Annotated in this window: 15 protein-coding genes; 9 read left to right on the plus strand and 6 right to left on the minus strand. The window is 63.0% G+C overall.

All coding sequences use genetic code 11. From position 1 onward, the window contains the following. Positions 1-30: 30 nt before the first annotated feature. Complete coding sequence (locus PSH84_RS22575; RefSeq protein WP_305481828.1) at positions 31-462, plus strand: GNAT family N-acetyltransferase; 432 nt, start codon at positions 31-33, stop codon at positions 460-462. A gap of 262 nt (positions 463-724) precedes the next feature. Here the strand turns inward: PSH84_RS22575 and PSH84_RS22580 are convergent, their stop codons facing one another. Then, on the minus strand, positions 725-1075 hold the full coding sequence (locus tag PSH84_RS22580) for a hypothetical protein (RefSeq protein ID WP_122568527.1): 351 nt from the start codon (positions 1073-1075) through the stop codon (positions 725-727). Between the two features lie 141 nt (positions 1076-1216). On the opposite strand from PSH84_RS22580, the gene PSH84_RS22585 reads away from it, so the two are divergent. From PSH84_RS22585 to PSH84_RS22620, 8 genes are all read left to right on the plus strand, one after another. Then, a complete protein-coding gene (locus tag PSH84_RS22585) occupies positions 1217-1477 on the plus strand; it encodes a hypothetical protein (RefSeq protein ID WP_060741573.1) in 261 nt (86 codons plus the stop codon). Positions 1478-1479: 2 nt separating this feature from the next. Next, positions 1480-1809, plus strand: a complete 330-nt coding sequence (locus tag PSH84_RS22590) for a DUF6388 family protein (protein WP_305481829.1) — start codon at positions 1480-1482, stop codon at positions 1807-1809. 206 nt (positions 1810-2015) lie between these two features. After that, on the plus strand, positions 2016-2408 hold the full coding sequence (gene tusD, locus PSH84_RS22595) for a sulfurtransferase complex subunit TusD (RefSeq protein ID WP_122568537.1): 393 nt from the start codon (positions 2016-2018) through the stop codon (positions 2406-2408). Next, entirely contained in the window at positions 2408-2770 is a 363-nt protein-coding gene (gene tusC, locus PSH84_RS22600; RefSeq protein WP_122568525.1) for a sulfurtransferase complex subunit TusC, read from the plus strand. Before tusD ends, tusC begins: the two co-directional genes overlap by 1 nt. Continuing rightward, the gene (tusB, locus tag PSH84_RS22605; RefSeq protein ID WP_063320500.1) at positions 2770-3063 is read left to right on the plus strand and encodes a sulfurtransferase complex subunit TusB; all 294 of its coding nucleotides are present in this window, start codon (positions 2770-2772) and stop codon (positions 3061-3063) included. Before tusC ends, tusB begins: the two co-directional genes overlap by 1 nt. Next, the gene (locus PSH84_RS22610; protein WP_122568524.1) at positions 3060-3395 is read left to right on the plus strand and encodes a TusE/DsrC/DsvC family sulfur relay protein; all 336 of its coding nucleotides are present in this window, start codon (positions 3060-3062) and stop codon (positions 3393-3395) included. The genes tusB and PSH84_RS22610 overlap by 4 nt, the downstream gene beginning before the upstream one ends. Beyond that, positions 3392-4393 carry a glycosyl transferase family protein gene (locus PSH84_RS22615; RefSeq protein WP_122568523.1) on the plus strand — a complete coding sequence of 334 codons (1002 nt, stop codon included), beginning with the start codon at positions 3392-3394 and terminating at the stop codon, positions 4391-4393. Before PSH84_RS22610 ends, PSH84_RS22615 begins: the two co-directional genes overlap by 4 nt. Positions 4394-4481: 88 nt before the next feature. Next, a complete protein-coding gene (locus PSH84_RS22620) occupies positions 4482-5486 on the plus strand; it encodes a glutathione S-transferase family protein (RefSeq protein WP_305481830.1) in 1005 nt (334 codons plus the stop codon). A gap of 141 nt (positions 5487-5627) precedes the next feature. On the opposite strand, the gene cysG is transcribed toward PSH84_RS22620, so the two are convergent. From cysG to lolA, 5 genes are all read right to left on the minus strand, one after another. After that, on the minus strand, positions 5628-7022 hold the full coding sequence (gene cysG, locus PSH84_RS22625; protein WP_305467612.1) for a siroheme synthase CysG: 1395 nt from the start codon (positions 7020-7022) through the stop codon (positions 5628-5630). Next, positions 7023-8303, minus strand: a complete 1281-nt coding sequence (serS, locus tag PSH84_RS22630) for a serine--tRNA ligase (protein WP_122568520.1) — start codon at positions 8301-8303, stop codon at positions 7023-7025. It abuts the gene before it with no gap. Between the two features lie 15 nt (positions 8304-8318). Continuing rightward, positions 8319-8693 carry a fluoride efflux transporter CrcB gene (gene crcB / locus PSH84_RS22635; RefSeq protein WP_018608522.1) on the minus strand — a complete coding sequence of 125 codons (375 nt, stop codon included), beginning with the start codon at positions 8691-8693 and terminating at the stop codon, positions 8319-8321. Beyond that, the gene (locus PSH84_RS22640) at positions 8690-10015 is read right to left on the minus strand and encodes a replication-associated recombination protein A (RefSeq protein ID WP_122568519.1); all 1326 of its coding nucleotides are present in this window, start codon (positions 10013-10015) and stop codon (positions 8690-8692) included. The genes crcB and PSH84_RS22640 overlap by 4 nt, the downstream gene beginning before the upstream one ends. A gap of 167 nt (positions 10016-10182) precedes the next feature. After that, positions 10183-10806 carry an outer membrane lipoprotein periplasmic chaperone LolA gene (lolA, locus tag PSH84_RS22645; protein WP_122568517.1) on the minus strand — a complete coding sequence of 208 codons (624 nt, stop codon included), beginning with the start codon at positions 10804-10806 and terminating at the stop codon, positions 10183-10185. Between the last annotated feature and the right edge of the window lie 19 nt (positions 10807-10825).

The following is a 10825-nucleotide window of genomic DNA, read 5'->3' on the forward strand; positions in this document are numbered from 1 at the left end:
TTCATCCCTCAACGCATAAGGACATCGCCGATGACGCTACGAATCGAACGCACCGACACGCCCACCGACGAAGAACGCCAAGCCATCCTCGCCCCGCTACGCGCCTATAACACGGCCCAAACCGGTGGAAGTGCACCAGAACTGGTGGCCTGGCTGGTCCGGGATGAACAGGGCGAAATTGTCGGCGGGCTCTACGGCCGAGTGTTTTTTCGCTGGCTGTATATCGAGCTGCTGGTGGTGCCAGAGCAGGCCCGGGGCCAGGGCACCGGCTCGACCCTGATGCAGATGGCCGAAGAACTGGCCCGGGAGAAGAACTGCGTGGGCATCTGGCTGGACACCTTCGACTTCCAGGCCCCGGAGTTCTACCGCAAACACGGTTTCATCGAGTGCGGCCAGATCGACGACTACCCGCCGGGCCACCAGCGCTTCTTCTTCCAGAAACGCCTGACGCCCTCTGACTGAAACCCAACCCCTGTGGGAGCGAGCTTGCTCGCGATGGCGGTGGGTCAGTCGACAGACATGTTGACTGTAGGATGGCTATCGCGAGCAAGCTCGCTCCCACAGGGGGATTGCGGTGGATGGCAATCTTTCGGCCACCCAGGACCAGTGTGGGAGCGGGCTTGCTCGCGAAAGCGGAGCATCAGTCGACAAAAATGTTGAATGGTTAATCGCTTTCGCGAGCAAGCCCGCTCCCACATTCGATCCGGTGTTCAACTCGAGTTGCTTATAGACACGTCGCCAACGCCGCCAACCGGCGCTTGGCCACGAAGTCGTCATGTTTGGCGTAATAGCTCAACTCGGTGCCCGTCGCACCGGCGTGCAAGTCGACAAACGACTCGGCGGAGCGGGTATAGACCGTCGAGCCGCCCTTCTTGCCCGTTTGCAGGTAGGCGCCGGCATCGACACCGAATACCGCTTCGTCCTGCCAGGAAAATTGCACACACTGGGCCACGACCTGTTCCGGTTTGTCCGAGGTCAGGGTCTTGTAAGGGGCCTGGGTCCGAGCCTCGTTCATCGCCGAGCCCGCGCAGCCGGCCAGCAAAGTGGCGGCCAGGGCCACCGTCAACATTCGCATTGCGATCACTCATCGAGAAAAAAACGGACTGTAGCACTGCGGCCCAAGCCATCGTGCTGCTTTACTGAAATTTACCCGCGACAGCGAGCACCGATTCACGCAATCTGTCGCGCCATTGCCACCAGCCACGCGGAACACCCCATGACCCCCAACGCCGAGTTCTACAAGCCCACCCCGGAATATGCCGACAAACTGATCAGCCAGATCGGCCAGACACCTTCCTGGATCGCCAAGCGAATCGGCGTCACCGACAAACGGATTCGCTACATCCTCGACGGCGAACGTACCGTCAAGGGCGAAACCACGCCGATCCAGATGACCTACACCGAACAATTCGCCCTCGAATGCCTGGCGGCTGCGGCCAAGGCCAGCAAGAAACAGTCCTCGTCTCCCAAGGAGTGACCATGGCGGCAACCGAACAGCAACACGAACGGGCCTTGGAAATGTTTCTCGATGAGCGCCCCGAACTGCGCCTCGAACTGGACCACCTCAACCCACTGCTGGCCCAGGCCAAGGGCGAGACCACCGCGCAGTACCGTGCCGAGCGCTTGCATGAAGCGTTCGAAGCCGAGGCCGAGCGCCTGGGCCTGTTTGCCTGGGAACTGACCCTGCAACTGACCGCCGCCTCGCCTGAGGAGTACCAGGCCCAGCGCCTGGAGGTGCACAGGGAAGTGGCGGAAATGGCCGGGATGGAATGGGTGGAGTATTGCGAGTTGCATGGCCTCAAGCAGTAGCCTGATCACACGCCCATCTGTGGGAGCAAAGCTTGCTCGCGATACAGGCGCCTCGGTTTTCCGGAGACCGCATGGCCCTCATCGCGGGCAAGCCTTGCTCCCACACAGACCTCGCTGCACAAGCCTTGCTCCCACACAGGCATACACAATCGCCCCCCCGCCCATAAAGCTTTATCATGGCCGCAGTTTTGCTGATCGGGTCTGTCATGAAGTTCGCCATTGCGCTGTTTTCCGCCGCCCATGCGCCCTCCTCGCGCCGTGCCTTGCTGTTTGCCCAAGCGGCGCTGGCGGGTGGGCATGAGATCGTGCGGCTGTTTTTCTATCAGGACGGCGTCTATAACGCCTGCGCCAGTGTCGTCACGCCCCAGGACGAACAGGACCTGCCCCAACAATGGCGCGCCTTTGTCAGCGAAAACCAGCTCGACGGCGTGGTCTGCATCGCGGCGGCGTTGCGTCGTGGCGTGTTGAACGAGGAAGAAGCCCAGCGCTACCAGCGTTCGGCGGCCAGCGTCGAAGCGCCCTGGGCCTTGTCCGGACTGGGCCAGTTGCACGATGCGATCCAGGACGCCGACCGCTTGATCTGTTTTGGAGGCGCGTGATGGCCAAGTCTTTATTACTCATCAGCCGCCAGGCCCCCTGGTCGGGCCCGGGTGCCCGTGAAGCGCTGGACATCGTCCTCGCCGGCGGGGCGTTCGACCTGCCCATCGGCCTGCTGTTTCTCGATGACGGGGTGTTCCAGCTCAGCGCCGGCCAAAACGCCAAGGCAGTCCAGCAAAAGGACCTGAGCGCCAACCTGCAGGCATTGCCTATGTTCGGCGTCGAGGAACTGTTCCTCTGCGCCGACAGCGCCGCCGAACGTGGCGTTGCCAGCGCTGCCCTGGCGCTGGGCGAGGTGAAAGTACTGAACGCGCCGGACATCGCCGCGCTCATCGACCGTTACGACCAGGTGATCACCCTCTGATGTCGACTTTGCATGTGTTGTCTCATTCGCCCTTCGGCGATAACCGCCTCGCCAGTTGCCTACGAGTACTGGGCAATCAGGATGCGCTGCTGCTGTGCGGCGACGCGACGTATGCGTTGCAGCCGGGCAGCCCACCGTTTGCAGTGCTGCAGGCCGCCGGCGTGAACCTGTTCGTGCTCGCCGAAGACCTCCAGGCCCGCGCCCTGGACACGCCAGACTGGGCCGAAGCCATCAACTACTCAGGTTTCGTCGAGCTATCGATCGAGCACGACAAGGTCAACACCTGGCTATGAACACGCTGAACGTGGGCGACCGCGCCATCGCGCTGGACAAGGACGGCTACCTGGCCGACCTGGACGACTGGTCGGCCGAAGTCGCCACGGCCCTGGCCACCGCCGAGGACATCGAGTTGAGTCCCGAACACTGGGAAATCCTCGAACTGCTGCGCGGTTTCTACGACGAATTCCAGCTCTCCCCCGCGACCCGGCCGCTGATCAAGTACACGGCGTTGAAACTGGGGGCGGACAAAGGCAACAGCCTGCACCTGAACCGATTGTTCAAAGGCACTCCCGCCAAACTCGCCGCCAAGCTGGCGGGCCTGCCCAAACCGACGAATTGCTTATGACCGACTTTCCAGCACTGACCCTTGAGACCCCGGCCGAACACCCGTTCGCCCAATTCGTGCGTATCCTTGGCAAAGGCAAGCGCGGCGCCCGCAACCTGACCCGCGAAGAGGCCCGCGAAGCCATGGGCATGGTGCTCGACGAACAGGTTGAGGACACCCAGCTGGGCGCCTTCCTGATGCTGCTGCGGCACAAGGAAGAAAGCGCCGAGGAAATGGCCGGCTTCACCGAAGCCCTGCGCGAACGCCTGGTGGTCCCGACGTTGACGGTGGACCTCGACTGGCCGACCTACGCCGGCAAGAAGCGCCATTTGCCGTGGTACCTGCTGGCGGCCAAGTGCCTGGGGCAGAACGGCGTGCGGATTTTCATGCACGGCGGCGGCGCCCACACCGCCGGTCGCCTCTACACCGAACAATTGCTGGGCCTGTTGCAGATCCCACTATGCCGGGACTGGCAGCAGGTCGGCAGTGCGCTGGACAACGGCGGCCTGGCCTTCATGCCGCTGGTGGACTGGGCGCCGCAGATGCAGCGCATGATCGACCTGCGCAACACCCTGGGCCTGCGCTCGCCGATCCACTCCCTGGCGCGGATCCTCAACCCACTGGCCGCCCGTTGCGGCTTGCAAAGCATCTTCCACCCGGGCTACCAGGCCGTGCATCGCGATGCCAGCGGCTTGCTCGGTGACACCGCCATCGTGATCAAGGGCGACGGCGGCGAGATCGAGATCAACCCGGACGCCGACAGTCACCTGTACGGCACCACTGGCGGCGCCAGTTGGGACGAAGAATGGCCGCGCCTGGCCGAACAGCGCCATGTCAAACCGGAGAGCCTCGACCCCGAGCATTTGAAGGCGATCTGGCGTGGTGAGGTCGAGGACAGCTACCCGCAACTGGCGCTGATCGCCACCATGGCATTGGCCCTGCGTGGCCTGGGCGATACCCGCGACGAAGCGTTCGACAAAGCCCGGCAGTATTGGGATGCCCGAGACCGTTCGATTTAACCGATCATTAACGCCCAACCTTTGCGCTTTTAGTTCGAACCTATCGGAATAGACTCGCCTCCAACGTTTATTGGCCGAGGAGATCGAGATGGGTTTGTTAGTCGAGGGCCGCTGGCAGGACCAGTGGTATGAAAGCAAGGACGGCACCTTCCAGCGCGAACAGGCGCAGCGCCGTCACTCGGTCACCGCCGACGGCAGTGCCGGCCCCTCGGGCGAGAGCGGGTTTGCCGCCGAGGCCGGGCGCTACCATTTGTATGTCTCCCTGGCCTGCCCCTGGGCCCACCGCACGCTGATCTTTCGCAAGCTCAAGGGCCTGGAAGACTTGATCGATGTCTCGGTGGTCAGCTACCTGATGCTGGAAAATGGCTGGACCTTCGACAAGGCCCACGGCTCCACAGGCGACAAACTCGACGATCTGCAATTCCTGCATCAGCGCTACACCGCCGACACGCCAGACTACACTGGTCGCGTCACCGTGCCGGCGCTGTGGGACAAACAGCAACAGCGCATCGTCAACAACGAATCGGCGGAAATCATCCGCATGTTCAACAGCGCCTTCGATGGCTTGACCGGCAACGACCTGGACCTGTATCCCGAGCACCTGCGCCGCGATATCGACGCGCTGAACGAGCGGATCTACCCGGCGGTGAACAACGGTGTCTACCGGGCCGGATTCGCTACGACCCAAGCGGCCTACGAAGAAGCATTCGACGGTTTATTCGCCGAACTGGACCGGCTGGAGGCCTTGCTGGCGACCCAGCGCTACTTGGCCGGCGAATACCTGACCGAGGCGGATATCCGCCTGTTCACCACGATCATCCGCTTCGACGCGGTGTACTTCGGTCACTTCAAATGCAACCTGCGGCGCATCGCCGATTATCCGAACCTGTCGAACTGGCTGCGGGAGCTGTACCAGTGGCCGGGCATTGCCGAGACCGTGGATTTCACCCACATCCAAGGCCATTACTATGGCAGCCACAAGACCATCAACCCCAATGGGATCGTGCCCAAGGGGCCGAAGCAGGACTTTACGCTCGCCCATGATCGGGGAAGGTTGAGTGGGAAAGGGATTTGGCGTGGGGTTAGGGGCTGATCCGGGATTTTCGCTGTATTTGAGGGCCTCATCGCGAGCAAGCTCGCTCCCACAGTGGACTGTGTGCAACCGCAGATTCATGGTTGAACACGATCAATTGTGGGAGCGAGCTTGCTCGCGATTGGAGGCGACACGGTCTTTCTAGACCTGCCCCTGAGCCCCTTCAAACCACGCCAGTTTCTCGCGCAGTTGCACCACTTCCCCAACGATCACCAGCGTCGGCGCATGCACCTCGTGCTCGGCCACCAGCCGTGGCAAGTCCGCCAAAGTGCCGGTAAACACCCGTTGGTTGGACGTCGTACCCTGCTGGATCAACGCCGCCGGCGTATCCGCCGCGCGACCGTGCTTGATCAGCTCGTTGCAGATCATCGGCAAGCCGACCAAGCCCATGTAGAACACCAGCGTCTGCGCCGGCGACACCAGGTCGGCCCACGGCAAGTCGCTGGTGCCGTCCTTGAGATGGCCAGTGATGAAACGCACCGACTGGGCGTAGTCGCGATGGGTCAGCGGGATCCCGGCGTAGGCCGCGCAACCACTGGCGGCGGTGATGCCCGGGACGACCTGGAACGGGATGCCATGGGCCGCCAGCTCTTCGATCTCCTCGCCACCACGGCCGAAGATGAACGGATCGCCGCCCTTCAATCGCACCACACGCTTGCCCTGGCGGGCCAGGTCCACCAATTGCTGGTTGATCTGATCCTGGGGTACGGCGTGGTCGGCGCGGCGCTTGCCGACGTAGATGCGTTCAGCGTCGCGCCGGCACAGTTCGAGGATTGCCGGTGCCACCAGGCGGTCGTACAGCACCACGTCCGCCTGCTGCATCAAGCGCAAGGCGCGGAAGGTCAGCAGGTCCGGATCCCCCGGCCCGGCTCCCACCAAGTAGACTTCGCCCGGCGCGTTCGGCGCCTGGCCGTCGATCTTTTCCCGCAGCAAGCGCTCGGCTTCGCCGCCCTGCCCGGCCAGTTGGCGGTCGGCGATAGGGCCTTGGAACACCTCTTCCCAAAACGCCCGGCGCTGCTGGACATCGGGAAACAGTTGCTTGACCTGATTGCGAAAGCGCGCCGCCAGCCCGGCCAGTTGCCCGTAGGTCGATGGAATCCAGGTTTCCAGCTTGGCCCGGATCAGCCGCGCCAGCACCGGCGCATCCCCGCCGCTGGACACCGCGATCACTAATGGAGAGCGGTCGACAATCGCCGGAAAGATCACGCTGCACAGGGCCGGCGCGTCCACCACGTTGACCGGCACGCAACGCTTGTGGGCGTCGGCCGAGACCTGGGCATTGAGCGGTTCGTCGTCGGTGGCGGCAATGATCAGCCCGCACCCGTCCAGATCCGTCTCGAGGTAACCGCGCTGGACACACTCGCCGCCGCTGCCACTGACCAGCTCCCGCAACTGCGGTTCGATGTCGGGTGCGACCACCCGCAGCAACGCGCCGGCATCGGCCAGCAGGCGGGACTTGCGCAAGGCAATCTCCCCGCCGCCAACCACCAGCACGCGGCTGCCGCGCAGGTTGTGGAACAGTGGCAAATAGTCCATTTAGCCGATGACCTCGATGCCGCCCATGTAGGGTTTCAACACCTCGGGTACCCGGATCGAACCGTCGGCCTGCTGGTAGTTTTCCAGCACTGCCACCAAGGTCCGGCCCACCGCCAGGCCGGAACCGTTGAGGGTGTGGACCAGTTCCGGCTTGCCGGTTTCCGGGTTGCGGAAACGCGCCTGCATGCGGCGGGCCTGGAAGTCGCCGCAGTTGGAGCACGAGGAAATCTCGCGGTATTTGTCCTGGCTCGGGATCCAGACTTCCAGGTCGTAGGTCTTGACTGCGCTGAAGCCCATGTCGCCGGTGCACAGCGCCAGGGTGCGATACGGCAGTTCCAGCAGTTGCAAGACTTTCTCGGCGTTGGCGGTCAGGCTTTCCAGGGCTTCCATGGACTTCGAAGGCTCGACAATCTGGACCATCTCGACTTTGTCGAACTGGTGCTGGCGGATCATGCCGCGGGTATCACGGCCCGACGCCCCGGCTTCACTGCGGAAGCACGGCGTGTGGGCGACGAACTTGATCGGCAGTTGCTTGGCGTCGACGATCTCGCCAGCGACGATGTTGGTCAGCGAGACTTCGGCGGTCGGGATCAGGTACAGGTCAGCCTCGCCGTCGCGGCTGATCTTGAACAGGTCTTCCTCGAACTTGGGCAACTGGCCGGTGCCTTGCAGCGCCGGGGCCTGGACCAGGTACGGCGTGTAGGCTTCTTCGTAGCCATGCTCAGTGACGTGCAGGTTGATCATGAACTGCGCCAGGGCCCGATGCAGACGGGCGATCGGCCCACGCAGCAGGGCGAAACGGGCGCCCGACAGCTTGGCGGCGGTTTCGAAGTCGAGCCAACCGAACTTCTCGCCCAGGGCCACGTGGTCCTGCACCGGGAAATCGAAGGTTGTCGGCGTGCCCCAGCGGCGCACTTCGACGTTGCCGTCTTCGTCTGCACCGACTGGCACCGATTCGTGAGGCAGGTTCGGGATGCCCAGCAGGATCGAATCCAGCTCGGTCTGGATCGCGTCCAGCTCGACCTTGCCGGCACTCAATTCGCCCGCCATGCGCTCGACATCGGCCATCAGCGGCGCGATGTCTTCGCCACGCTGCTTGGCCTGACCAATGGACTTGGAGCGCGCGTTACGTTCAGCCTGCAGGGCTTCGGTGCGGGTCTGGACGGTCTTGCGCTGTTCTTCCAGCGCTTCGATGCGCGCGACGTCCAGGGCAAAGCCACGGGAAGCCAGGCGGTCCGCTACGTCCTGAAGGTTGCTACGTAACAGTTTGGAATCGAGCATGTCGGTCTCTCGTTATCAAAGTTTGGTCAGGGACAGGCCGGCCCACGTGGCGAGCAGCCCGCCGAATACGCTGATGGCCGCATAGCCCAGGGCCAGCGGCACCTGCCCGCTTTCCAGCAGGCGCACCGTATCCAGTGAAAAGGATGAAAAAGTCGTCAGGCCGCCGAGAAAGCCGACCATCAGCCCCGCGCGTACCTCGATGGGCACTTCCGGGCGAATCAAAAACAGACCGTATAGAACGCCGATCAGCAGACAGCCCACGATATTAACGGCCAGCGTCGCGGTATAGAAGTGCCGGGGCCAATTTGCGTTGATCCAGTTGCCCGTGGCGAAACGCAGTAACGTGCCGGCGACGCCGCCAGCGGAAACAGCCAGTATCAAGGGGATCAAGGTTTTCTCCGCTGCCGTGGACTCAAGCGGTCCAGTTGCGCCAAGTGGTTGAGCTTCTCGCCGATCTTCAGCTCAAGGCCACGAGGCACCGGCTGATAGAAGCGCTGGGGTTCAAGTTCATCAGGAAAATAGTCTTCGCCGGCGGCATAAGCGTCCGGCTCGTCGTGGGCGTAACGGTATTCTTCGCCATAGCCCAACTGCTTCATGAGCTTGGTCGGCGCGTTGCGCAGGTGCAGCGGCACTTCGAGGGAACCGTGCTCGGTGGCGCTGCGCATCGCCGCCTTGAAGCCCATGTACACCGCATTGCTCTTCGGCGCGCAGGCCAGGTAAGTGATGGCCTGGGCCACGGCGAGCTCACCTTCCGGGCTGCCGAGGCGCTCCTGCACGTCCCACGCCGCCAGGCACAGGCTCAGGGCCCGGGGGTCGGCGTTGCCGATGTCTTCGCTGGCCATGCGCACCACCCGGCGCGCCAGGTACAGGGGATCGCAGCCGCCGTCGATCATGCGCGCAAACCAGTACAAGGCCGCGTCGGGGTTGGAGCCACGGATGGATTTGTGCAGCGCCGAAATCTGGTCGTAGAACGCCTCGCCGCCCTTGTCGAAACGCCGGCGGGTATCGCCCAACAGGCTTTGCAGCAGTTCGACGCCAATCTCACTGTCGTCTTCGGCCAGGTCCGAGGCGTTTTCGAGCAGGTTGAGCAAGCGCCGGCCATCGCCATCGGCGGCGGAAAACAGGATCTGGAAGCCTTCATCGCTAAGGCTCAACTGCCGCTTGCCCAGGCCGCGTTCCTCGGTCAGCGCACGGTGCACCAGCTTACGCATCGCCGTTTCGTCGAGGCTCTTGAGCACATAGACCCGCGCCCGCGAGAGCAAGGCGTTGTTGAGTTCGAACGAAGGATTTTCAGTGGTGGCGCCGATGAAAATCAGCGTGCCGTCTTCGACGTAGGGCAGGAAGGCGTCCTGCTGGGATTTGTTGAAGCGGTGCACTTCGTCGACGAACAGGATGGTGCGTTTGCCGTACTGGCCGGCCTGCTGCTTGGCCACTTCCACCGCCTGGCGGATTTCCTTGACCCCGGCCAGCACCGCCGACACCGTTTCGAAGTGGGCGTCCGAGACTTCCGCCAGCAGTCGCGCCAGGGTGGTCTTGCCCACACCCGGCGGGCCCCAGAAGATCATCGAATGCAGCGCGCCCTGCTCCAGCGCTTCGCGCAGGGGCTTGCCGCGGGCGAGCACATGTTCCTGGCCGACGTACTCATCCAGGTTGGTCGCGCGCAGGCGGGCGGCCAATGGCTGGGCAATCGGGGCGCTTCGAAACAGGTCCATGATTACTACAAAACCTCCGCTGGGTCCTGTTGCCGATCAGTTAAACAACGAACAACACAGTTCCCCTGTGGGAGCGAGCTTGCTCGCGATAGCGGTGTGTCAATCAACGGAGATGTTGAATGTGATGCAGCTATCGCGAGCAAGCTCGCTCCACAGGGGGCTTGGGTTTACTCCTGGATCACATCCGCACCCTTGGGGATGTCGAACTTGAACTTGGACGCGGCGATCGGCTCGTTGGCCTTGACCCCGGTGAACAGGATATTGGTGCGCTGGCCGACACTGTCGATCAGTTGCATGTCGTTGACCAGGCCATTGCGGAACGACAGGCGCAGGCTGTCGAACAGGCTGTCCTTGGTCTTGGGCTTGAGGGTGAAGTCAATCACGCCGCCCGCCTCTTTGGAGCTGATGTCGAAGCTCTGGCTGATCTTGGAAACGTCACCGGAGAGCAGCAATGCCGGGGTCTGGGTCAGGCGCTGGTCGAGGGTCTTGATGGTGACCTGCTCCAGGTCCGGGTCCCACAGCGAGACTTTCTTGCCGTCGGACACCATCAGTTGTTCGGCCGGTGCATCGGTGTGCCAGTAAAACAGGCCTGGACGCTGCAGGGCCATGTCGCCGGCAGTTTCCTGCAACTGGGTGCCGCTGCCGTCGAGGGTCAGTTGGGAAAAGCGTGCCGTCAGGGTCTGGGAACGCTCCAGCAACTGGGTCAGGCGGGCCACGTCCTTTTCATCGGCGTGGGCCGACAAGGTGGTCAGGGCCAGTACGGGCAACAGCAACATGCGAATCAGGCGCATGGGAGTCCTCATGAAGTCG

This window comes from Pseudomonas beijingensis, assembly GCF_030687295.1.
GTDB lineage: Bacteria > Pseudomonadota > Gammaproteobacteria > Pseudomonadales > Pseudomonadaceae > Aquipseudomonas > Aquipseudomonas beijingensis.

Coding starts and splice junctions, on each gene's coding strand:
- PSH84_RS22575 (WP_305481828.1), top strand. CDS start 31: ATGACGCTACGAATCGAACGCACCGACACGCCCACCGACGAAGAACGC.
- PSH84_RS22580 (WP_122568527.1), bottom strand. CDS start 1,075: ATGCGAATGTTGACGGTGGCCCTGGCCGCCACTTTGCTGGCCGGCTGC.
- PSH84_RS22585 (WP_060741573.1), top strand. CDS start 1,217: ATGACCCCCAACGCCGAGTTCTACAAGCCCACCCCGGAATATGCCGAC.
- PSH84_RS22590 (WP_305481829.1), top strand. CDS start 1,480: ATGGCGGCAACCGAACAGCAACACGAACGGGCCTTGGAAATGTTTCTC.
- tusD (WP_122568537.1), top strand. CDS start 2,016: ATGAAGTTCGCCATTGCGCTGTTTTCCGCCGCCCATGCGCCCTCCTCG.
- tusC (WP_122568525.1), top strand. CDS start 2,408: ATGGCCAAGTCTTTATTACTCATCAGCCGCCAGGCCCCCTGGTCGGGC.
- tusB (WP_063320500.1), top strand. CDS start 2,770: ATGTCGACTTTGCATGTGTTGTCTCATTCGCCCTTCGGCGATAACCGC.
- PSH84_RS22610 (WP_122568524.1), top strand. CDS start 3,060: ATGAACACGCTGAACGTGGGCGACCGCGCCATCGCGCTGGACAAGGAC.
- PSH84_RS22615 (WP_122568523.1), top strand. CDS start 3,392: ATGACCGACTTTCCAGCACTGACCCTTGAGACCCCGGCCGAACACCCG.
- PSH84_RS22620 (WP_305481830.1), top strand. CDS start 4,482: ATGGGTTTGTTAGTCGAGGGCCGCTGGCAGGACCAGTGGTATGAAAGC.
- cysG (WP_305467612.1), bottom strand. CDS start 7,022: ATGGACTATTTGCCACTGTTCCACAACCTGCGCGGCAGCCGCGTGCTG.
- serS (WP_122568520.1), bottom strand. CDS start 8,303: ATGCTCGATTCCAAACTGTTACGTAGCAACCTTCAGGACGTAGCGGAC.
- PSH84_RS22640 (WP_122568519.1), bottom strand. CDS start 10,015: ATGGACCTGTTTCGAAGCGCCCCGATTGCCCAGCCATTGGCCGCCCGC.
- lolA (WP_122568517.1), bottom strand. CDS start 10,806: ATGCGCCTGATTCGCATGTTGCTGTTGCCCGTACTGGCCCTGACCACC.